We start from the raw sequence: 20,725 nt of genomic DNA, 5'->3' as shown, positions 1-20,725 counted from the left end.
CGCGCCTACCCGAAGGAGATCCTCATGTCCCTGTTGCACACCTCCCCCATCCCGCAGACCGCCGCGACCCGGCTGCGGCTGCTCCGCGACGACGACGCGGGCATGAGCACGGTCGAGTACGCGATCGGCACCATCGCCGCCGCCGCGTTCGCTGCCGTCCTCTACGCCGTCATCAGCGGCGAGTCCATCGTCACGGCGCTCACCGATCTCGTGCAGCGCGCGCTGTCGGTGTCGTTCTGATGCCCGCCCGCACGCCGGTGGCGCGGGTGGTGCACCGGTTTCCCCGCCGGTACGCCCTGCGGCACCGGCGTGCGGGCACCCCGCGGCGCGCGTGGAGATCCGCCCGAGCGGCGGGGCGGCGAGCGCGGTGGCACTGGCAGCCACTCACCGGCACGGGAAGGAGAGAGGCCCGCCGGGCAGCCGCTCGGGCGGACCGCGGCTCCGTCACCGTGGAGGCCGCGCTGGCCCTGTGCAGCCTCGCGGTGTTTCTGGCGGTGGCCGTCGGGTCGGTCGTCGCGGTCGCGGCGGCGATCCGCTGCATCGACGCCGCGCGCGAGCTCGCCCGGCTCGCCGCCCGGGGCGAACCCGACCGCGGCCGTGCCGTGGCCGCCGCTCTCGCGCCCGACGGCGCACGTCTCGAGTTGGTGCACCAGGACGACCTCGTGGTCGTGGAGGTCTCCGGTGAGCTGCTGCACCCACTCCCCCTACGGGTGAGCGGACGCGCCGTGGCCGCACTCGAACCCGGTGCGACAGCCCCATGATCCGCCGCCCGACGCACCGGCCGCGCGACGACGGCATCGCCACCGTCTGGGCCGCGGCGGCCGCCGCCGTGATCGTGGCGGCGCTGCTGCTCGGTCTGCATCTCGGCGCCGCTGTCGCGGCGCGCCACCGGGCGGAGGCCGCTGCCGACCTCGCCGCCCTCGCGGCAGCTGGGCACGCCGTCCACGGCGCCGCGGCCGCGTGCCGGCGGGCCGAGGTGATCGCCGAGAGGATGGGGGCCGCGGTCGCCCGCTGCCTGCTGTCGGAGTGGGACGCGCTGGTCGAGGTCCACGTCGCGGTACCGCTCGCGCTTCCCGGCGCCGCCGACGCGGTCGGGCGGGCGCGCGCTGGGCCGGCAGAACCCGACCCAGCAGGGACACCGGCGACATCCGCAGCGCCGCCCCATCCAGGGCTGGTTCAGGTCGGCGCCCCGGCGGGTGTGGGCCGGCATCGACACCGGCCCGTACCTACCATTCGACCCGGATCATGGACCGGATCCGCCATCCGATAGGTTTTGTCTGACGATCCGCGATTCGCTGCCCATCATGCGGAAATCGTCGCGGCGAGCGGTCGACTCGACTCGACGGGTGGGCGAGGGCTATCCCAACGGCCGGATTCGTCACCTTGGGCCTGCCGTCCGACGACTCGGCGCAGCACCGTAACGCTCGTCGTGGCTGCAGAACCGATGGGCGACGACCACTGGCGGCACCCGGGGCAGGAGCGCCTACTTGATGTGGTTGCAGGCGGTTTCGGCCACCCGCACCACGAGCTCGCTCCCCAGGCTGCGGTGGGGCCGGCGCGTCCCCCCCGACGCCCACCCCGATACCGGTTCCACCGCGCTCCGGCCGTCGCCGGCCGGCCCGGCCCCCGATGTGGCCGGCCGGCGGCGGCTATCTCGCCGGCGGCCCCCCGTGCAGGGCGGATGACGTCGTTCTCCCCGCCTCCGGTGCCCCCGGCAGCGCATCGAGCACCACACCCAGCACGATGACCGCGCCCGCCTTGTCGAGCGGCACGTTGCCGTTCCCGCACTTGGGGGACTGCACGCAGGACGGGCAGCCGGCACGGCATTCGCAGCCGCGGATCGCGTCCCGCGTGGCCGTCAACCATGCCGCGAGAACAGCGTGCCCGCGTTCGGCGAACCCGGCGCCGCCGGGATGGCCGTCGTGCACGAAGACCGTCGGCCGGCCCGTGTGCGGGTGCAGAGCGGTGGACATGCCACCGATGTCCCATCGGTCGCAGATCGCGAACAGCGGGAGCAGACCGATCGCGGCGTGCTCCGCGGCGTGCAGCGCCCCGGGGATCCGCACGGGCGGCACCCCGGCGGCGATCAGCGCCCCCTCGTCGAGGTCGTACCAGACGCCGCGGGTGTGCAGGGTCTGCTCCGGAAGGTCGAGCGGCACGGTCTCCAGGACGGTGCCGTCGGGAGCACGGCGCTGGTAGGCCACCACCTGCGAGGTCACCGTGACCTCCCCGAACGACACCCGCACGGCACCGAGGTCGCGGTGGGCGAGGACCCGCGCCACCTCCACGTCGGCGGTGGAACGGGCGTCCGTGCGCCAGTCCGGGTCGGCGGAACGCACCAGGGCCACGCCGGCGTCGAGGTCGAGGTCCTCCACGAGGTAGCTCTCCCCCCGGTGCAGGTACACCGCGCCGGGGTGTGCGGTGGCCGGGGCCGAGGGGCCGTCCACCGTGCCCAGCATCCGGCCGGTCTCCCCCTCCACCACCGCCACCTGGCCGAGGCCCGACCCCCGGATGTCCACCGATCCTGCCGGGCGCTCCCGCGTGGACGGCCAGAACCAGCCCGTGGGCCTGCGCCGCAGCACACCGTCGGCGACGAGCTCGTCCAGCACGGCCGCCGCAGGCGCACCGCCGAACACCTCGGCCACGTCGTGCTCGGTGAGCGGGAGCTCGGCAGCGGCACAGACGAGCTGCGGTGCGAGGACGTAGGGGTTGTGCGGGTCCAGGACGCAACCCTCCACCGGAGCTCCGAGCAGCGCCTCCGGGTGGTGCACCAGGTAGGTGTCCATCGGGTCGTCCCGGGCGACGAGCACCACGAGCGCCTCCTCCCGAGCCCGCCCGGCACGGCCGGACTGCTGCCAGAAGGACGCCCGCGTGCCCGGGAAGCCGGCCACCACCACCGCGTCGAGACCGGCGATGTCGACACCCAGCTCGAGCGCGTTGGTGGTGGCCACGCCGAGCAGCTCGCCGCTCGCCAGCGCCACCTCCAGAGCACGGCGCTCCTCGGGCAGGTAACCGCCGCGGTATGCGGCCACGCGCTCGACCAGCGCCGGGTCGACGTCGGCGAGCAGCCGCTGCGCGCCCAGCGCGGTGACCTCGGCCCCCCGGCGGGACCGCACGAAGGCGAGGGTGCGCGCACCCTCCACCACGAGGTCCGCGAGCATCCGGGCGGCCTCGGCACCGGCGGCCCGGCGCACGGGCGCCCCGTTCTCCCCCACCAGCTCGGGCAGCAGCGGCGGCTCCCACAACGCGACGGTGCGACCGGCTCCCGGCGAACCGTCGTCGGTGACCGCGACGACGTCGCGACCGGTGAGCCGGGACGCGAAGGCCGCAGGCTCCGCCACGGTGGCCGACGCCAGCACGAGCGTGGGATGCGACCCGTAGCGGGCGCAGATCCGCAGCAGCCGGCGCAGCAGCAGCGCGACGTGCGAGCCGAACACCCCGCGGTAGGTGTGGCACTCGTCGACGACGACGAACTGCAACCTGCGCAGGAATGCGGCCCATCGCGCGTGCCGCGGCAGCACGGAGCGGTGCAGCATGTCGGGGTTGCTGAACACCCAGCGCCCGTGCTGCTGTGCCCAGTCGCGGGCGTCCATGGGGGTGTCCCCGTCGAGAGCGGCCGGGCGCACGTCGGGGAGGCCGAGCGCGTCGAGAGCGCGGAGCTGGTCGGCCGCGAGGGCCTTCGTCGGGGACAGGTAGAGAGCGGTGGCCCGGGGCTGCTCGGCGAAACGCGCGAGCACGGGCAGCTGGTAGGCGAGCGACTTCCCCGACGCCGTGCCCGTGGCCACCACGACGTCCCGACCTGCGTGGGCCAGTGCGGCTGCGGCCGCCTGATGACTCCACGGGCTCCGCATCCCGGTGCGACCCAGCGCCTCCCGCACGTGCGAGGGCACCCAGTCCGGCCATTCGACGGAGCGGCCGGGGCGCGGGGGCAGCCGCACGGCGTGCCGCAGTGGCCCTGCCGCGTCATCGTCCGCGTGCTGGGGGAGGTCGTCCGCGCACCGCGCCACCGTCATCGCGGGGCCCGGGGACGTCTCGTCCTCGATCGCCGCCCCGTCGGTCACCGTCCAGTGCGGCGGAAGCTCGGCTCCCGATCCGGCAAGCACCCGGCGCAGGAGGAACTCGCCACGCCCGGGTCGGGTCCCGATCCCCGCGCCCGCCGCGCCACCGGCTCGTCCGTTCCCACCACACCCCACGGTGTCCGAGGTTGGCACACCCCGCCGACAGTCAGGCCATGGCCTGCGTGGCCGCGGTGGCGATGCGGGTGAGCTCCTGGCGCGAGACCTCCCAGCCCGGTGCCCGCGGCACCCTGGTCAGCAGCGCCACCACGAAGCGGCGGTCGGGACCGACCGCGCCCGTGCTGTGCATGTAGTACTTGCCGGAGAAGCAGCACATCCAGCCCTGCTTGGCCACCGCTCCCGGGGCGCCGGGCCCGTCGACGGCCGGCGCCAGCAGGCCGTAGGCCTGGTTGAACCCGTCGGCGGCTTGCGGCGGAGCCGCGTCCATGGCGGAGACCAGCAGGTCGCGGTCGGCGGGCGGCATCTCGTCGAGGATGTGCTGCCAGATCTTCACCGTGTCGGCGGCCGGCACCGACACCTCACCCCACTGGGAGGGGTCGCGCGGCGCGGCGGTGCCGCTGAGGCCCAACCGGCTGCTCACCCGGCCGACGGCGCCGACACCGTCGAAGCGGCTCCACAGCGTGTTCATCGCGCCGTCGTCGCTGGGGCCCAGCGACCGGCGCAGCAGCGCGATGTCGGGATCGGCGACGGCCAGGCCCTCGAGCCGCCTGCGGTCCAGGATGTCCACGGCCACGACGACCTTCGAGAGCGAGGCCGTGTAGTAGGGCTCGGCCCCTCGCGCCCCGAGTGCCAGCTCGCCCGTCTCGCGGTCCAGCACGGCCACGGCGAGCTCGGTGGTGCCTGCCGCCGCACCCTCGGCTGCCGCGACCACGGCACGGGCGACCTCTCTGCGGGGCGAGGCGGGCGGGGCCGGTGCGGACTGGGAGCCCCGGCCCGGCTCGGCGGCGGACTGGGCTACCGGCGCCACGGCGATCGGCCCGGCGAGCCGCTGCTGGGCGCCGGCGGTGGCGCGGGCATGACCGAGCCCGCTCGCCGCGACGATCGGCACCGCGAAGAGGAGCGCGAGAGCACAGCCGATGACTATCACGCGGGTCCGGCGGGGAGCGCGGGCTATCACGTCAACATCACGATCGTCACCATCACCCAGTTCGCAGTCCCAACCGCAATCGACGGGCTCGTGATCAGATCGTTAAGCTTAGCGTTTCGCTGCCCCTGCCTGGCGAGGGGGCCGCCCCACCCCCATAGACTGCCTGTGCCTGTACCGCGCCTACCTGCGGTGACGGGTAAGACGCCAGGGGTGCCGTCTGAGTTCCCTGGCTCCGGTATTCACTGAACCAGGAGGACGGATGCACGTGTCCACCCTCGCCCAGGGCCTCGAGCTCGGGGCGAATGACCGCATCCTCGTCGGTGTGGTCGCGGTGGTCGCCCTCGCTGCCCTGGCCATCGGCTTCGTCCTGCGCCGGGAGGTCCTCGCCGCAGGCGAGGGCACCCCCAAGATGCAGGAGATCGGCCGAGCGGTCCAGGAAGGCGCCACGGCGTACCTCAACCGCCAGTTCCGCACGCTCGGCGTGTTCGTCGTGATCGTGTTCGTCCTGCTCTTCGCGCTACCCGCGGACGACCTCGGCGAGCGCATCGGGCGATCGATCTTCTTCCTCGTCGGTGCGGCGTTCTCCGCCACCATCGGCAACCTGGGGATGCGGCTGGCCACCTTCGCCAACATCCGCGTCGCCGCGGCGGCGCGCGAGGAGGGTGGCCGGGAGAAGGCCACCCGCATCGCGTTCCGCACCGGTGGCGTGGTCGGCATGTTCACCGTGGGCCTCGGCCTGTTCGGTGCGGCCGTGGTCGTGATGGTCTACGCCGGCCAGGCACCGAAGGTGCTCGAAGGCTTCGGGTTCGGCGCCGCGCTGCTCGCCATGTTCATGCGTGTCGGCGGCGGCATCTTCACGAAGGCCGCCGACGTGGGCGCCGACCTCGTCGGCAAGGTCGAGCAGGGCATCCCCGAGGACGACCCCCGCAACGCCGCGACGATCGCGGACAACGTGGGCGACAACGTCGGTGACTGCGCCGGCATGGCCGCCGACCTGTTCGAGTCCTACGCCGTGATGCTCGTGGCCGCGCTGATCCTCGGCACGGCCGCATTCGGTCTGCAGGGCCTGCTGTTCCCGCTGATCGTGCCGGCCATCGGCGTGCTCACCGCGGTGATCGGGGTCTACATCACCCGCACCCGCGAGGGCGAGAGCAGCCTGACGACGATCAACCGCAGCTTCTACATCTCCGCGGCCATCTCGGCCGTGCTGTGCGTGATCGCCGCCTACGTCTACCTGCCCGGCAGCTTCAGCGAACTCACGAGCCCGACCGACACCACCGTCGTCGCCGCCATGGCCGGCAGCGACCCGCGGCTGCTCGCCTCGATCGCCGTCCTCATCGGCATCGTGCTGGCGGGTGTGATCCTCAAGCTGACCGGCTACTTCACCGGCACCGAGGACAAGCCCGTCAAGACCGTCGGGGAGTCGTCGCTCACCGGTCCGGCCACGGTGATCCTGGCCGGTATCTCGATCGGTTTCGAGTCGGCCGTCTACACCGCGCTGGTCATCAGCGCGGCGGTGTTCGGTGCGTTCGCGCTGGCCACAGGGTCGATCACGGTGGCCCTGTTCGCGGTGGCGCTGGCCGGCACCGGCCTGCTCACCACGGTCGGCGTGATCGTCGCGATGGACACCTTCGGTCCGGTCTCCGACAACGCGCAGGGCATCGCGGAGATGTCCGGCGACGTCGAGGGCGCCGGGGTCGGCATCCTCACCGAGCTGGACGCGGTGGGCAACACCACCAAGGCCATCACCAAGGGCATCGCGATCGCCACGGCCGTGCTCGCGGCCACGGCGCTGTTCGGCTCCTACCGCGACGCCATCGGCCAGTCACTGCTCGATGCGGGCGTCGCCCTGCAGGACGCCGGCACGGCCTTCTCGTTCGAGGTCTTCGCCCCGAACACCCTCGTCGGCGTGATCATCGGCGCCTCGGTGGTGTTCATGTTCTCCGGGCTCGCGATCAACGCTGTCACCCGGGCGGCCGGCGCGATCGTGTTCGAGGTGCGCCGCCAGTTCCGGGAGAACCCCGGGATCATGGAGGGCACCGTCCGCCCGGAGTACGGCCGCGTGGTGGACATCTGCACCCGCGACTCGCTGCGCGAGCTGGCCACCCCCGGCCTGCTGGCGATCTTCGCCCCGATCGCCGTCGGCTTCGGCCTCGGCGTCGGCCCGCTGGCCGGCTACCTGGCCGGTGCCATCGCCGCGGGCACGTTGATGGCCGTCTTCCTGGCCAACTCCGGCGGCGCGTGGGACAACGCGAAGAAGCTGGTGGAGGACGGCAACCACGGCGGCAAGGGCTCGTCCGCCCACGAGGCCACCATCATCGGTGACACGGTGGGTGACCCCTTCAAGGACACCGCAGGCCCGTCGATCAACCCGCTGATCAAGGTGATGAACCTGGTCTCGGTGCTGATCGCACCGGCAGTGGTGACGTTCTCGGTTGGCGACTCCGCATCGGCCCCGCTCCGGATCGCGATCGCGCTGGTCGCGGTGGCGATCATCGTGGCGGCCGTGGTCGTGTCGAAGCGGCGCTCCACGTCGATCGCGGACACCCCGGCGGCGAGCTCGGTCGGCTGACCGCTCGACCCCTCCCGAAGGCCGCTCACCCGCTCGGGTGGGCGGCCTCCGGCGTTTCTGAGCACTACCAGTACTTTGCCCGCGGATCGACGCGCGCCGCGCGTCCTGACAGCGCAACGTCGCGGAGGACCGCATGGGTACTCGCAGGCTCACCGGCACGCTCGCCTCGGCGTTCGTGCTCCTCGTCGCCACCGGGTGCGGCAGTGGAGGTGACGCCGAGTCCGACGCGGTGGTGTGGACCGACCAGGTGTGCGGGGCGCTCTCCGGTTTCGCCAAGGCCGCCACGACGCAGCCGCAGGTGAACGGGGTCGACCCGGTCGCCACGGTGCGCGGGCTCGGCGACTACTTCGGCGCCACGGCCACCGCCGTGGAGGGGTCGATCACGGCCCTCGACGCGGTCGGGCCGTCACCGGTGGCCGGCGGCGACGAGTACGTCGCACGGCTCAAGGGCGCGCTGGCGCAGATCCGCACGAGCTTCGACGCGGCCAAGGGGCAGCTCGCGGGGGTCGACACGTCGAGCCCGCAGGCGATGGCAGGCGCCCTGCCGGCCGCGATGGCCCCGCTGCAGGAGCTGCGGAACCTGGCCGACCCGACGGCGGGCCTGCAGGCCACCGACGAGCTCAGGACCGCCGCCGACAAGGCGTCGAACTGCCAGCAGGTGCGCTCGACCACCTCACCTGCGCGCTGACCGGGTCTGGAGTCATGGGCCGCCCGCGCCGCCGTGCACACTGGTCGGCCACGTCCCCTCGAGTCGGGAGCAAGATGCCGGCGACCTCGCGCCCCGCACTGATCGTCCTGGTCCTCGCCACCCTGCTGGTCCCCGTGGCGGGCTGCACCACGACCGTCCAGGGCATGGCGAGCCCGGCCGGCTCGCTGCCCGCCACCACGGCCGATCCCGTGAAGTGGGTCGACGGGGTGTGCGGCGCACTGCTGCCCTTCGTCCGGACGGCGGGCACTCCCCCGCAGCTCAGCACCGCAGCCGACCCCGCAGGGCTCGCCAGGGGCATCAGCGACTACCTCGGCCGCAGCGCCGGGGCGGCCGACTCGGCGATCGGCGGGATGACGCGGGTCGGGCCCTCGCCGGTTGCGGGCGGCGACGACGTGGTCACCCGGCTCGCCCAGACGCTCACCACGTTCAAGACCTCCTTCCAGGACGTCAAGACCCAGGTCGACGCGGTCGACACCAGTGACCGCAAGGCGGTGGTCAGCGAGCTGCCGAAGGCGGTCGCGCCGCTGCAGGATCTCGCGAACCTGCCGGATCCGACGGTCGACCTGAAGGCCAGTCCCGAGCTGGACCAGGCGAGCCAGCACGCGCCGAACTGCCAGCTGGTCCGGCGCCAGACGAGCGGCCGGTAGCACCGACGACCCCGTTCCCGGGCCTCGGTGATCACTGCCCGAGGCCTCCCGGGCACACTGGCGCCGTCCCTCCCCCGATCCGGAGCCGGCGCATGCCTCGAACGACCCGCCCCGCCCTCACGGTTGTCGTCCCCACCGTTGCCGCCGCACTCGCCGTCGCCGTCCTCGCCGGTTGCACCACGACGCTTCCCGGCAGCGCAGCCGCCGATCCCGCCCCGACCCCGACCGAGGGCCCGGGGAGCGACCCGGTGGCCTGGGCCGATCGCCTCTGCGGTGCGGTCATGAGCTTCGCCGTGCCGGCCACGACGCCTCCTGCCCTGGCGCCGTCGGCCGACCTCCCGACCGTGCAACGCACCGTCAGCGACTACCTCGGCACCGTCCTCCACGGCGTGCAGCAGGGCCGCGACCAGCTCACCGCGATCGGCCGCTCGCCCGTGCAGGGTGGCAACGAGGCCGTGGGGCGGGCCCAGAGCGCGCTGGAGTTCCTCGAGCAGGACTTCACGGGAGCCAAGAACACGGTGGACGCCGCCGACCCCGGCAACCCCGAGTCGGTGATGGCCGCGCTGACCCAGGCCCAGTCGACCTTCGACGCGATCACCCCGCCGAACCCGCTGGCCGATCTGAGCGCCACGCCCCGCCTGCAGCGCGCCGCCGAGCGGGCGACCCAGTGCCAGCAGCTGTCCGCCCTGTCGGCCACGGCGCCGCGTTAAGGCGATCATCGGCGCGCCCTGGTGGTCACGCTCGAACGCGTGTTCTACTGTGCGCTCGTGTCGCAGCTGTCGCTGTTCTCCGCCGACGCCCGCCCACCGAGCGTGAGCGACCTCGCCGGACTGCTGTGCGGGCCGGGACAGATCGTCCGCTTCGGCGCAGGCGACCAGGCGCGGCTGTCGATCGTGCTGCCCGACCCCGCCAGGGCACCCGCACTGGCGTCGGCGTGCGCGGCCACGGGCATCACCATGGGTACCGTGCAGACCGAGAGCGGCGCCACCGCGTTGCGCTCGGCGTTCCGGTGCGACCTGGTCGGGTTGGCCAGGGCGTGGACGAACGGTGCGGTCAAGACGGTGCCACCGGGATGGCAATTGGACGGTCCGGCGTTACGACTGTGGGCGTTGGCCGCAGGCCGGCCGGACGACCGGGGCGGGTACCTGCTTGCGCTGGACCCGCACGCCCCGGACACGCACCTCGCTCTGGTCGCCGCGGCGACCCGGGCAGGCATCCCACCCGCAAGAGTGGGACGTGGAACGGCATTACGGATCAGTGGGACACGGCGGGTCCAACGGCTCGTCGAGCTCGTCGGCCCGGTACCGCCCAGGGCGGACGGGGCCGACTGGCCCAGGTACTGGGGCCGCACGGCGTCTTGACGAGCTGGTTAGGCTCTCGCGGCGCAGGCTCGCACAGTGTCGAGCGCACTACGCCGCGTGGTGTGCGGTGTGACGAGCGCGACACGGTAGGTGGGTGGGTGAACATGAGGTTCCGGTACGTGCCGGAACCCGAGACCCGCATACTCGGTGTCCGGGCACCCCGCGCATCCGGCGCGGTGGCCCTGCAGAACGGCCGGTGCGCGGCGCCGACGCGGCCGTAGACGATGGAGTAGGACCAGGTGGCAACCGGAACGACAAGTGCGAAGCCCGCAGCCCAGAAGGGAACGGGCAGCCGGAAGGCGGCCGCGAAGGCCGACCCGGGCCGACCCAACGGCACAGCCGTGGTCGCCAACGGGCGACCGCCGCGCCGGCTGGTCATCGTCGAGTCCGGGACGAAGGCGAAGAAGATCCAGCAGTACCTCGGCAACGACTACATCGTCGAGGCGTCCGTCGGGCACATCCGTGACCTGCCGCGCGGCGCCGCCGACGTGCCCGCCAAGTACAAGGGCGAGTCGTGGGCCCGCCTCGGGGTCGACGTCGACAACCAGTTCGCGCCCCTCTACATCATCACGCCGGAGAAGAAGAGCAAGGTCGCCGAGCTCAAGGACGCCCTGAAGTCCGTCGACGAGCTGCTGCTCGCCACGGACCACGACCGCGAGGGCGAGGCGATCGCCTGGCACCTGCTCGAGACGCTCAAGCCAAAGGTCCCGGTCCGGCGGATGGTCTTCCACGAGATCACCGAGTCGGCCATCAGGGCGGCCGTCGAGAACCTGCGCGACCTCGACCACGACCTGGTCGACGCGCAGGAGACCAGGCGCATCCTCGACCGGCTCTACGGCTACGAGGTCTCCCCCGTGCTGTGGAAGAAGGTCATGCCGAAGCTGTCGGCCGGCCGGGTGCAGTCGGTGGCCACACGGATCATCGTCCAGCGCGAGCGCGAGCGCATGGCGTTCGTCTCGGCGTCGTACTGGGACATCGCCGCGCAGCTCGACGCCGGGGCCGAGGCGAGCCCGAGGCAGTTCCCCGCGCGTCTGGTGGCCATCGACGGCACGCGAGTGGCCACGGGCCGCGACTTCGGCCCGGACGGCAGGCTCAAGAGCGCTGCCGGGAGCAAGGAGACGGCCCGGCCCCTCGACGAGGCAGGCGCGCGGCGGCTGGCCGAGGCGCTGCAGGGCCGCGACCTGGCCGTCGAGTCGGTCGAGTCGAAGCCCTACACCCGCAAGCCGTACCCGCCGTTCATGACGTCCACGCTGCAGCAGGAGGCCGGCCGGAAGCTGCGCTTCTCCGCCGACCGCACGATGCGCAGCGCACAGCGGCTCTACGAGAACGGCTACATCACCTACCTGCGCACCGACTCCACCACCCTGTCGGAGTCGGCGATCCAGGCCGCCCGCTCGCAGGCCCGTGAGCTCTACGGCGACGCCTACGTGCCGGCCCAGCCGCGGCAGTACACGCGCAAGGTGAAGAACGCGCAGGAGGCCCACGAGGCGATCCGGCCGGCAGGCGACACCTTCCGCACCCCCGGCGAGATCGCCCGCGAGGTCGACGGCGACGACTTCCGGCTCTACGAGCTGATCTGGCAGCGCACCGTCGCGTCGCAGATGGCCGACGCGCGGGGCACCACCGTCAGCGTGCGCATCGGCGGCACCGCGGCCACCGGAGAGGCGGTCACGTTCGCCGCGTCGGGACGCACGATCACCTTCCCCGGGTTCCTCAAGGCCTACGTCGAGACCGTCGACGACCAGGCCGGCGGCGAGGCCGACGACGCCGAGTCGCGGCTCCCCGAGCTCACGCAGGGCCAGGCCCTGACCGCCGCCCGGCTCACCCCGGAGGGCCACTCCACCAACCCGCCGTCGCGGTTCACCGAGCCCAGCCTCATCAAGACGCTGGAGGACCTCGGGATCGGCCGCCCGTCCACCTACGCGTCGATCATCAAGACGATCCAGGACCGCGGGTACGTCTGGAAGAAGGGTCAGGCGCTCGTCCCGTCGTGGATCGCGTTCGCCGTGGTCGGGCTGCTCGAGCACCACTTCGGCCGGCTGGTCGACTACGACTTCACCGCCGCGATGGAGGACGAGCTCGACTCGATCGCCGCAGGCACGCAGGGCCGCACCGACTGGCTCTCCGGCTTCTACTTCGGGGCCGACCAGGGCAGTGCGGGGTCGGTGGCGCGGTCGGGCGGGCTCAAGAAGCTCGTGGGCGTCAACCTCGAGGAGATCGACGCCCGGGAGATCAACTCCGTCCCGGTGTTCGACGACGTCGTGGTGCGCGTCGGCCGCTACGGCCCATACCTGGAGCGCGTCCGCGACGGGCAGTCACAGCGCGCGAACCTGCCCGACGACCTGCCGCCCGACGAGCTCACCCCGGAGGTCGCCGAGCAGCTGTTCTCGGTGCCGCAGGAGGGCCGCTCGCTGGGCGTCGACCCGACGACGGGCCACGAGATCGTCGCGAAGGAGGGCCGCTACGGGCCCTACGTCACGGAGATCCTCCCGGAGCCCGCCGAGCCGGAGACGCCCACGAACGGGACGAAGAAGAAGGCGGCGGCCAAGCCCAAGCCGCGCACCGGGTCGCTCTTCAAGGGCATGTCCACCGAGAGCGTCACGCTCGAGGAGGCGCTGCGCCTGCTCTCGCTGCCGCGGCTGGTCGGCACCGACCCGGAGAGCGGCGAGGAGATCACCGCGCAGAACGGGCGCTACGGCCCGTACCTGAAGAAGGGCACCGACTCGCGGTCGCTCTCCGACGAGGAGCAGCTGTTCACCGTCACCCTCGACGAGGCGCTGGAGATCTACAAGCAGCCCAAGCAGCGGGGGCGGCGTACGGCGGCGGCCACGCCGGCGCTGCGCGAGCTGGGTGCCGACGCGGCCACCGGCAAGCCGATGGTGATCAAGGACGGGCGGTTCGGCCCGTACGTCACCGACGGCGAGACCAACGCGTCGCTGCGCAAGGGCGACACCGTCGAGCAGATCAGCGACGAGCGCGCGTCGGAGCTCCTGGCCGAACGCCGGGCCCGCGGTCCGGCACCGAAGAAGACTCCGGCGAAGCGGACGACCACGCGGAAGAAGGCGCCCGCCAAGTGACGGGCGCGGCCGCGGGCACCCCAGCGGGGCCCGCGGCCGTGCACGGGCCCTCTCAGCCGACGAGCAGGGCCTTCACGGCGGCGGCCACCCGGCCGCCGTCGGCCCGACCCGCAGCCGCCGCGGTGGCCTTCTTCATGACCTGTCCCATCTGACGCGGACCGGGCTGCTCGCCCAGCTCGGCGGTGGTCTCGTCCACCGCGGTGCGCGCGATCACGGCGAGCTCGTCGTCGGAGAGCTGCGTCGGGAGGTACCGGGCCAGCACCTCACCCTCGGCGCGCTCCTGGGCGGCCAGCTCCTCGCGGCCGGCGGCGGCGAAGGCCTCGGCCGACTCGGCACGCTTCTTGGCCTCCCTGGTGATCACCTTGATGACCTCGGCGTCGTCGAGCTCGCGGGCCTGCGTGCCGGCGACCTCGGCGTTGCCGATGGCCGTCAGCGTCATCCGCAGGGTGGCTTTCACCAGCTCGTCGCGAGCCTTCATGGCGGCGGTCAGATCGGTCCGCAGCTGCTCCTTCAAGGTGCTCACCGCGGTGACGCTAATGCATGTCCGCGTCGCGGCGCCGCGACGCCGCACGGCGCGGGGGCCGGCACGTGGGGATACCGGATGCGCGGGCTCTCGCCGTACCCTGACCGGGTGAACAGCTGGGGCCGGCTCGCGCTCGGCGCGACCACAACGGGAGCGGCCGCGGTCGCCTACGCGGCGGGTATCGAGCGCCGGAGGTGGACGCTGCGCGAGGCGACGCTGCCGGTGCTGGCCGAGGGCTCACGCCCCCTGCGCGTCCTGCACGTGTCCGACCTGCACCTCACGCCGCGCCAGCAGAGCAAGCAGCGCTGGGTCGCCGCGCTGGCGGCCCTCGAGCCCGATCTCGTCGTGAACACCGGTGACAACCTGGCCCATCCCCGGGCCGTCCCCTCGGTGGTCGCCGCCCTCGGTCCGCTGCTGCAGTACCCCGGGCTGTTCGTCTTCGGCAGCAACGACTACTTCGGACCCACGCCGAAGAACCCCGCGCGCTACCTGGTGAAGAGCAAGCGCCGCTCGCACGGCGACCCGCTGCCGTGGCGCGACCTCCGCGCCGCGATGCTGGAGCACGGCTGGTCCGATGCCACCCACACGCAGGTGACGCTCACGGTCTCCGGCGTCACCGTCGCCGTGGCCGGCGTCGACGACCCCCACCTCGGCCTGGACCGCTACGAGCGCATCGCCGGGCGCCCGGCGCGCCACGTCGGCCTGCGGCTGGGGCTGACCCACTCGCCTGAGCCCCGGGTCCTCGACCGGTTCGCCGCGGACGGGTACGACCTGGTGCTGGCCGGTCACACCCACGGCGGCCAGCTGCGGGTGCCGGGCGTGGGCGCGCTCGTCACCAACTGCGGCCTGGACCGCTCCCGGGCCCGCGGCGCCTCGCGCTGGGGCGCCCACACCTGGCTGCACGTCTCCGCGGGCCTGGGCACCTCGCCGTTCGCCCCCGTGCGGTTCGCCTGCCCGCCGGAGGCCAGCCTCCTCACGCTCGTGCCCCGCGCGTCGGTGGTTCCGTCCGCACCGGCCACCCGCGCGTCGGCCGCCGTGGACGTCAGCTAGAGTTGGTCACGGCTCACGGGCCATCGGGGTGTGGCGCAGCTTGGTAGCGCGCTTCGTTCGGGACGAAGAGGTCGCAGGTTCAAATCCTGTCACCCCGACAACAGAACGGCCCTGGTCAGAGACTCTTTGGAGAGCTTCCGGCCAGGGCCGTTCTGCATGTTCGGGCCCGCACTCCGAGCATTCCCTTGCGGTGAATTCAGACTCGACCCGTCCCCTCACGGGCAAAGTTCGGTTCCGCCGCTTCCAGTCGTGGTACCGCAATGCCCAGCCGTCGTGCTTCCGCGAGGGTGTCTCGGCAGACCTCACGCGGCTCCTCGGCGTCGGGGTCGGAGTGCGCCTCGAAATTCACGCGCAGCGGCGTGACATGAGCGGTCAGCCAGGCGAGCACGGGGGCCATCAGCCAGGTGGGCGCCCGGAACAGCAGCAGACCGCCCCGGTGACGTCGCAGGTCGATGCCGCGCGCCGTGAGGAGCGGCAGCAGCTCGCGGCCGGTCAGCAGCGCCTCGCGGAAGTCGCGCGTCGACCCGGCCAGCTTGGACAGGGAACCCAGCCGCAGGCCCTGCGAGAACAGGCCGGCATCCGACACGAAATGGACCCACAGCCAGCCGCGCAGGTCAGGCTGCTCCTTGATCCGGAGCCCGGCGTCGCGAAACGCCTGACGCACGGCCCGCTCACGGTCGGTCGGGGGCCGGCCGAGGGTGCCGAAGATGACCGACGGCAGCAGCCCCCCACGGAGCACGCCGTCCGCGCCGAAACCGCCGCCGGCCTGGGGAAAGCCGCAGGCGATCTGGTCGAGCGGGAGTGCGCCGATCGCGGCCTGCGGCTCGGTCCAGATGTTGCCGAAGACCAGCACCGTGGCCTGGCCGACACGCGGGGACAGGAAGGCCGCCGCTTCCGGGAGGCGGTGGTGCGGCACGCTGAGCACGATCAGGTCGAAGTCGTGGTCCGGCTCCAGCGCCTCGCGGTAGCGCACCGGCCACTTCTCGACGACGCGCTGCCCCCACACCCGGCGCCGCGTATCGAGCAGGTCGAGGTCCACTGCGTCTCCGTACGTCGCCGCGCGGCCCGGCCGGACGTACAACTCGACGTCATGTCCCGCCTGGTGCAGGACCCAGCCGTAGATGGTGGCGATCACGCCCCGGCCGAACATCAGGATCTTCACGCTGCACCTCAAGGGGTACGATCGAATTGGAGGTAATCTCCACTTTCTAAAATATGGAGATCGTCTCCATATGTCAATGCGAGGGAGCGCATGACCGCCGACAAGCCGCTGCGGGCCGACGCCCGGCGCAAGCGTGAGGCCCTGCTCGCCACGGCCCGGGAGGTCTTCGACGCCGGAGGCTTCTTCGACCTGCGCTTCGACGACTTCGCTCGCCTGGCCGGGGTGGGCACCGGCACGCTGTACCGCCACTTCCCCACCCGGGAGGCACTGGCCGAGGCGGTCTACCACGGGGAAGTCGCCGCGCTGTGCGACCGCGCCCGCCAGCTACAGGCCACGTTGCCCGCGGCGGAGGCGTTGGCGACCTTCCTCCGCGGCACGGTCGACCACATGGACGCCCACGAGGGCCTGGCCCGGACGCTGTCCACCCTCATGGCCGATCGCTCGGGTGCCCTCGCCGAGGGCAGCCGGGCACTGGAGCAGGCTGTCGCCGATCTGGTGGCCGCCGCCGTACAGGAGGGCGCCGTTCGCGACGACGTGGACGCCGGTGCCGTGATGATGGCGCTGCACGGGATCGGCGCGGCCCATGACCGTCCCAACTGGCGGGCCGAGGCCGACGACGTCATCACCCTCGTGCTGGACGGACTGCGCCGACCGCACTCGGACGGATAGCTCGCGCGATGCGCCAGCCGACCACCGCCGCTAGCGTCTCCTGATTCTGTTTTGCCTACGCAGGTTCGACCGGTCAAGACCCGCAGAATGCCAGTGCGACAGCACGGCATTGCACTATCGGAACGACCGCGTCCGCGTTCGGGACGGAGAGGTCGCAGTTCAAATCCTCTCACCCCGACAACAGACCGGTCCTGGTCAGAGGCTCTGCCGAGAGCTTCCGGCCATGGCCGTTATGCATGTTCGGGTCCGCACTCCCGAGCATTCCCGGGAACCACAGCCCGCCCCGTCCGGTGCCGCGCAACCTGATGGACCGACGACCCTCGGTCGCCTCGGCTGATCCTCAGGTCAGCTCGTCGGACCGGCCGGCTTCGATGCGGGACCACTGGGCGATGGGGCGTCCGTTCGTACGCCAGACCTCGGGATTCCCGGCGTCACCCCAGGGCTGGGGCCAGCCGTCGGGGGAGTCCTCCCACGCCTCCTGGCGTCCGTAGACGGTCATGTCCAGCAGCCCGTGGGTGGGGGCCATGACCTCGACGCCGCGACCGCCGGTGTAGTACGTCTCGAACACCCGCTCGCCGTCGCGGGCGTAGCAGACGAGGTGGTGGCGCTGCCAGTCGCGACCCTCCAGGAGTTGCGCCGCCGTCTTCTCGACCGAGTACCACGGCATGTCCAAGCCCAAGAAGTCCCGGTAGCGGACGCTTTCCTCGTACGGACCCTTGCTGAGCGTGGCGTACGTGGCGTCGCGGGAGTGGATGTAGGACAGCTCGCGGACCTGGCTGTTGAAGAACGTGCAGCCCTCGCATTGCTCCGCGGCGGGCCGACCGGGCCACCAGGCGTGGAAGTACGCGATGAGCTGCTTCCGGCCTTCGAAGACGTCGAGGATCGTGATCGGTCCGTCAGGACCGATCACCTCGATGGTGGCGTCGACCTCCACCATCGGCAGCCGCCGCCGCGCCGCCGCGATCGCGTCCCCTTCGCGGGTGTGCGCCTTCTCCCGTGCGAACAGTGCTTCCCGCGCCTCCTGCCAGGTCTTTCTGTCGACCAACGGCGGGAGGGCCGAGCTGGGTGCTTGCTCGTTCATGATCGCCTCCGTGGGATCTCCGGATGGCGGTGTGCCGCGCCCCCGTCGACCTCCCCCTGGGGCTGCGCACGCATCCGGGTTCAGGACGAAGAGGTCGCAGGTTCACATATTGCCATCCCGACACAGGTCAGGGGCCCTGTCCGAGCTCATCGGACGGGGCCTTTGCGCAGGCGGAGCCCTCGTCACAGGGAGCGGGATCCGGGGGATCCGACACGTACGGTCGCTGGCGTGAGGGTTGACGACGCCACCACCATCCGCACGATCGAGCAGCTCGACGCCGTGTACGGCGAGCCGATCGCCGCCGCGGTCACCATGGAGCTGGACCACGTCTCGGAGCACTACCGGGCCTACGTGGAGGCCTCTCCATTCGTCGTGCTGGCGACGTCGGGGCCCGAGGGGCTCGACTGCTCGCCCCGGGGCGACCCCCCTGGCTTCGTCCGGGTGGCGGACCCGAAGACCCTGCTCATCCCGGATCGCCGGGGCAACAACCGGGTCGACTCGCTGCGCAACATCGTGCGCGACCCGCGCGTCGCACTGGTGTTCCTCATCCCGGGCATCGGCACGTTGCTGCGGGTCAACGGCCGTGCCGTGCTCAGCACCGACCCCGCACTGCGGGAGAGCTTCGCCATGGGCGAGCGGCGGGACAAGCTCCCGGCCAGCGTGATCGTCGTGACGGTCGACGCCGCCTACATCCAGTGCCCCAAGGCCCTGATGCGCTCCAAGCTCTGGAACAGCGCCACCCAGATCCCCGGCTCCGCCGTACCCTCGATGGGCGAGATGCTCGAAGCGATCACCCACGGCGCCGTCGACTGCCAGGCCTTCGACGCGGCCGCGCCGAAGCGCCTCGAGGAGACGATGTACTGACCCCGTCGAGCCCGGCCGCCGAGCCGGGGGCTACGGGTGCTCCGACTCGCGCCGGGTGAGCACCAGAGGGGCGTCCTCCGTGATGGCCACCGTGTGCTCGGAGTGGGCCGTACGCGAGCCGTCGGCCGACCGGATCGTCCAGCCGTCGGCGTCGTAGACGATCCGGTCGGTGGTACGGGCGAACCAGGGTTCGAGCGCGAGGGTCAGGCCCGACTGGAGCGGGAAGCCGCGCCCCGCCCGGCCCTTGTTCGGAACGTGCAGGTCCTCGTGCATGGTGCGGCCGATGCCGTGACCACCGAACTCGCTGTTGACCGGATAGCCGTGGTCGCGCGCCACCGTCCAGATCGCCGCCGAGATGTCACCCAGGCGGTTGCCCGGACGCGCCACCTCGATCGCCGCCTCCAACGCCTCCTCGGTGGCGCGGATGATCCGCAGGTCCTCCTCGGCGGCGGTCCCGACGACGACCGTGCGCGCCGAGTCGGCCACCCAGCCGTCGATGCCGACCGCAAGGTCCGCGCTGAGCACGTCGCCGTCGCGCAGCGTGTAGTCGTGCGGCAGGCCGTGCAGGACGGCGTCGTTCACCGAGAGGCAGATGACGTTGCGGAACGGGCCCTTCCCGAAGGACGGCTCGTAGTCCCAGTAGCACGACTCGGCCCCGCGCCGTTCGATCATGCCGCGCGCGTGCTGCTCCAGGTCCAGCAGGTTGACGCCCACGTCGGCGAGCCGGCCGACCTCGGTGAGCACCTCGGCGACGAACCGCCCGGCCACGTGCATGCGTTCGATCTCCGCAGGCGTCTTCAGTTCGATCACGAGTACCTCACGTCACCAGTACCGGTATAGTTATACCGAACATAGCAGGTGTCGGTATAGAAATACCAGCCCGCCCGTGGCGCTGCGGGCAGGGCATCGCCGACAGGCATCGCGGACAGGGCATCGCCGGACGGTGCGGGTGCCCGGTCTGTCACTCCGAGAGAAACTCCCGTCGGCGCGTTAGGTTCCGGTAAGGAATTCGAGAAATTATCCGGCCGCGGGACAAGTTGAGGATTTCGAGATGATCGGCAGACCCGCGAAAGGAACCGAGATGACCACCACGCTCTCCGCCCCGACCACCGACCAGCGCATTACCGTTATCGGATCCACGATCCTCCGCTACGGACTCGCTCTGGTGATCGCCTGGATCGGTGCTCTGAAGTTCGCCTCCTACGAAGCCACGGCGATCATGCCGCTGATCGCGAACAGCCCGTATCAGAGCTGGCTCTACGACATCTTCGGTGTTCAGACGCTGGCCGCGGTGATCGGAACCGTCGAGATCGTCGCTGCGGTGCTGATCGCGCTGCGCCCGTGGCTGCCGCGGGCCTCCGCGGTCGGCAGCGCAGTGGCGGTGGTGTTGTTCCTCAGCACCTTGAGCTACCTGTTCACCACTCCCGGAATCGGCGAAGCCGCCGGCGGTGGATTTCCCGCACTCTCCATGACCGGCCAGTTCCTCATCAAGGACCTGGTTCTGCTCGGCGCCTCCGTGTGGACTCTGGGCGAGTCCCTGGCGGCCCGCCGCCGCACCGTCCGATAATCGATTGAATCGGATTCGACGAGTCCGGCACACCGCGTTATCCAGCACCGCCCAGAATCGCCACCCCCCGCCCGGCGCCCCTCGGAGGCGCCGGGCGTCGCGTGCTCACCCCCGGGGCCCCACGCGTCGTCGCAGAGCCGCCGTGCTCCTCGCAGGGCCCACCGCATCTGCGACGAACGCACCCGGTCTGCGAGGACACCGAACCACCCGCGAGTCGCCCGGTTCACGGGCGCGAGTCTGCGCGCCCGAGTCACCCGACCGGCGCACGCACCGCCGTGTC

The 20,725-nt window shown here is 72.1% G+C and carries 19 protein-coding genes and 1 tRNA gene; 14 read left to right on the top strand and 6 right to left on the bottom strand.

The genetic code is table 11. The annotated features are described in order from the left end of the window. Positions 1-24: 24 nt before the first annotated feature. From ACQPZA_RS01680 to ACQPZA_RS01670, 3 genes are read left to right on the top strand one after another with little or no spacing between them, the layout of a single operon-like run. Positions 25-240 (top strand): DUF4244 domain-containing protein, encoded by a 216-nt coding sequence (locus ACQPZA_RS01680; RefSeq protein ID WP_169393957.1) that lies wholly within the window; start codon positions 25-27, stop codon positions 238-240. Then, positions 240-761, top strand: coding sequence for a TadE family type IV pilus minor pilin (locus tag ACQPZA_RS01675; RefSeq protein WP_433277744.1), 522 nt, complete (start codon positions 240-242; stop codon positions 759-761). Before ACQPZA_RS01680 ends, ACQPZA_RS01675 begins: the two co-directional genes overlap by 1 nt. Then, positions 758-1,270: an Rv3654c family TadE-like protein gene (locus tag ACQPZA_RS01670; protein WP_433277742.1), complete on the top strand. Its 513-nt coding sequence runs from the start codon at positions 758-760 to the stop codon at positions 1,268-1,270. Before ACQPZA_RS01675 ends, ACQPZA_RS01670 begins: the two co-directional genes overlap by 4 nt. Positions 1,271-1,649: 379 nt before the next feature. Here the strand turns inward: ACQPZA_RS01670 and ACQPZA_RS01665 are convergent, their stop codons facing one another. Both ACQPZA_RS01665 and ACQPZA_RS01660 read right to left on the bottom strand, forming a co-directional pair. Continuing rightward, a complete protein-coding gene (locus ACQPZA_RS01665) occupies positions 1,650-4,013 on the bottom strand; it encodes a DEAD/DEAH box helicase (protein ID WP_433282635.1) in 2,364 nt (787 codons plus the stop codon). A 211-nt stretch (positions 4,014-4,224) separates the two neighbouring features. Next, positions 4,225-5,163, bottom strand: coding sequence for a hypothetical protein (locus ACQPZA_RS01660; RefSeq protein ID WP_169393955.1), 939 nt, complete (start codon positions 5,161-5,163; stop codon positions 4,225-4,227). A gap of 259 nt (positions 5,164-5,422) precedes the next feature. Here ACQPZA_RS01660 and ACQPZA_RS01655 point away from each other — a divergent pair, with 259 nt between their 5' ends. The 6 genes from ACQPZA_RS01655 to topA all read left to right on the top strand — a co-directional run bounded on the left by ACQPZA_RS01655 (position 5,423) and on the right by topA (position 13,529). Next, positions 5,423-7,735, top strand: coding sequence for a sodium-translocating pyrophosphatase (locus ACQPZA_RS01655; protein ID WP_169393954.1), 2,313 nt, complete (start codon positions 5,423-5,425; stop codon positions 7,733-7,735). Between the two features lie 133 nt (positions 7,736-7,868). Continuing rightward, positions 7,869-8,423, top strand: coding sequence for a hypothetical protein (locus ACQPZA_RS01650; RefSeq protein WP_433277740.1), 555 nt, complete (start codon positions 7,869-7,871; stop codon positions 8,421-8,423). Positions 8,424-8,497: 74 nt separating this feature from the next. Beyond that, positions 8,498-9,091, top strand: a complete 594-nt coding sequence (locus ACQPZA_RS01645) for a hypothetical protein (RefSeq protein WP_433277738.1) — start codon at positions 8,498-8,500, stop codon at positions 9,089-9,091. Positions 9,092-9,183: 92 nt separating this feature from the next. Continuing rightward, positions 9,184-9,801 carry a hypothetical protein gene (locus ACQPZA_RS01640; protein ID WP_433277736.1) on the top strand — a complete coding sequence of 206 codons (618 nt, stop codon included), beginning with the start codon at positions 9,184-9,186 and terminating at the stop codon, positions 9,799-9,801. 57 nt (positions 9,802-9,858) lie between these two features. After that, positions 9,859-10,452: a hypothetical protein gene (locus ACQPZA_RS01635; protein WP_433277734.1), complete on the top strand. Its 594-nt coding sequence runs from the start codon at positions 9,859-9,861 to the stop codon at positions 10,450-10,452. A gap of 341 nt (positions 10,453-10,793) precedes the next feature. After that, on the top strand, positions 10,794-13,529 hold the full coding sequence (gene topA, locus ACQPZA_RS01630) for a type I DNA topoisomerase (RefSeq protein ID WP_433282633.1): 2,736 nt from the start codon (positions 10,794-10,796) through the stop codon (positions 13,527-13,529). Positions 13,530-13,581: 52 nt separating this feature from the next. On the opposite strand, the gene ACQPZA_RS01625 is transcribed toward topA, so the two are convergent. After that, complete coding sequence (locus tag ACQPZA_RS01625) at positions 13,582-14,052, bottom strand: GatB/YqeY domain-containing protein (protein ID WP_169393949.1); 471 nt, start codon at positions 14,050-14,052, stop codon at positions 13,582-13,584. Positions 14,053-14,160: 108 nt separating this feature from the next. Here ACQPZA_RS01625 and ACQPZA_RS01620 point away from each other — a divergent pair, with 108 nt between their 5' ends. Then, positions 14,161-15,102, top strand: a complete 942-nt coding sequence (locus ACQPZA_RS01620) for a metallophosphoesterase (protein WP_433277732.1) — start codon at positions 14,161-14,163, stop codon at positions 15,100-15,102. Positions 15,103-15,126: 24 nt separating this feature from the next. Next, positions 15,127-15,200, top strand: a tRNA-Pro gene (locus ACQPZA_RS01615). Positions 15,201-15,298: 98 nt separating this feature from the next. Here the strand turns inward: ACQPZA_RS01615 and ACQPZA_RS01610 are convergent. Next, positions 15,299-16,264, bottom strand: coding sequence for a ketopantoate reductase family protein (locus ACQPZA_RS01610; RefSeq protein ID WP_433277730.1), 966 nt, complete (start codon positions 16,262-16,264; stop codon positions 15,299-15,301). 90 nt (positions 16,265-16,354) lie between these two features. On the opposite strand from ACQPZA_RS01610, the gene ACQPZA_RS01605 reads away from it, so the two are divergent. Beyond that, the gene (locus ACQPZA_RS01605) at positions 16,355-16,933 is read left to right on the top strand and encodes a TetR/AcrR family transcriptional regulator (RefSeq protein WP_433277728.1); all 579 of its coding nucleotides are present in this window, start codon (positions 16,355-16,357) and stop codon (positions 16,931-16,933) included. Between the two features lie 340 nt (positions 16,934-17,273). Here the strand turns inward: ACQPZA_RS01605 and ACQPZA_RS01600 are convergent, their stop codons facing one another. After that, positions 17,274-18,014, bottom strand: a complete 741-nt coding sequence (locus tag ACQPZA_RS01600; protein WP_433277726.1) for a DUF899 family protein — start codon at positions 18,012-18,014, stop codon at positions 17,274-17,276. 228 nt (positions 18,015-18,242) lie between these two features. Here ACQPZA_RS01600 and ACQPZA_RS01595 point away from each other — a divergent pair, with 228 nt between their 5' ends. Continuing rightward, the gene (locus ACQPZA_RS01595; RefSeq protein WP_433277724.1) at positions 18,243-18,878 is read left to right on the top strand and encodes a pyridoxamine 5'-phosphate oxidase family protein; all 636 of its coding nucleotides are present in this window, start codon (positions 18,243-18,245) and stop codon (positions 18,876-18,878) included. Between the two features lie 30 nt (positions 18,879-18,908). Here the strand turns inward: ACQPZA_RS01595 and map are convergent, their stop codons facing one another. Further along, a complete protein-coding gene (map, locus tag ACQPZA_RS01590; protein ID WP_433277722.1) occupies positions 18,909-19,688 on the bottom strand; it encodes a type I methionyl aminopeptidase in 780 nt (259 codons plus the stop codon). 271 nt (positions 19,689-19,959) lie between these two features. On the opposite strand from map, the gene ACQPZA_RS01585 reads away from it, so the two are divergent. Next, entirely contained in the window at positions 19,960-20,445 is a 486-nt protein-coding gene (locus ACQPZA_RS01585) for a YkgB family protein (RefSeq protein ID WP_433277720.1), read from the top strand. The last annotated feature ends 280 nt before the right edge of the window (positions 20,446-20,725 follow it).

Source organism: Pseudonocardia xinjiangensis (assembly GCF_050948425.1).
In the GTDB taxonomy this organism is placed as follows: domain Bacteria; phylum Actinomycetota; class Actinomycetes; order Mycobacteriales; family Pseudonocardiaceae; genus Pseudonocardia; species Pseudonocardia xinjiangensis.
This window is presented reverse-complemented; position numbering and strand designations above follow the sequence as displayed.

Excerpts from the sequence above, each read along its gene's own strand:
- ACQPZA_RS01585 (WP_433277720.1), top strand. The coding sequence starts at position 19,960 with ATGACCACCACGCTCTCCGCCCCGACCACCGACCAGCGCATTACCGTT.
- ACQPZA_RS01665 (WP_433282635.1), bottom strand. The coding sequence starts at position 4,013 with ATGACGGTGGCGCGGTGCGCGGACGACCTCCCCCAGCACGCGGACGAT.
- ACQPZA_RS01655 (WP_169393954.1), top strand. The coding sequence starts at position 5,423 with ATGCACGTGTCCACCCTCGCCCAGGGCCTCGAGCTCGGGGCGAATGAC.
- ACQPZA_RS01670 (WP_433277742.1), top strand. The coding sequence starts at position 758 with ATGATCCGCCGCCCGACGCACCGGCCGCGCGACGACGGCATCGCCACC.
- ACQPZA_RS01600 (WP_433277726.1), bottom strand. The coding sequence starts at position 18,014 with ATGAACGAGCAAGCACCCAGCTCGGCCCTCCCGCCGTTGGTCGACAGA.
- ACQPZA_RS01645 (WP_433277738.1), top strand. The coding sequence starts at position 8,498 with ATGCCGGCGACCTCGCGCCCCGCACTGATCGTCCTGGTCCTCGCCACC.
- ACQPZA_RS01650 (WP_433277740.1), top strand. The coding sequence starts at position 7,869 with ATGGGTACTCGCAGGCTCACCGGCACGCTCGCCTCGGCGTTCGTGCTC.
- ACQPZA_RS01640 (WP_433277736.1), top strand. The coding sequence starts at position 9,184 with ATGCCTCGAACGACCCGCCCCGCCCTCACGGTTGTCGTCCCCACCGTT.
- ACQPZA_RS01605 (WP_433277728.1), top strand. The coding sequence starts at position 16,355 with ATGACCGCCGACAAGCCGCTGCGGGCCGACGCCCGGCGCAAGCGTGAG.
- ACQPZA_RS01680 (WP_169393957.1), top strand. The coding sequence starts at position 25 with ATGTCCCTGTTGCACACCTCCCCCATCCCGCAGACCGCCGCGACCCGG.
- ACQPZA_RS01675 (WP_433277744.1), top strand. The coding sequence starts at position 240 with ATGCCCGCCCGCACGCCGGTGGCGCGGGTGGTGCACCGGTTTCCCCGC.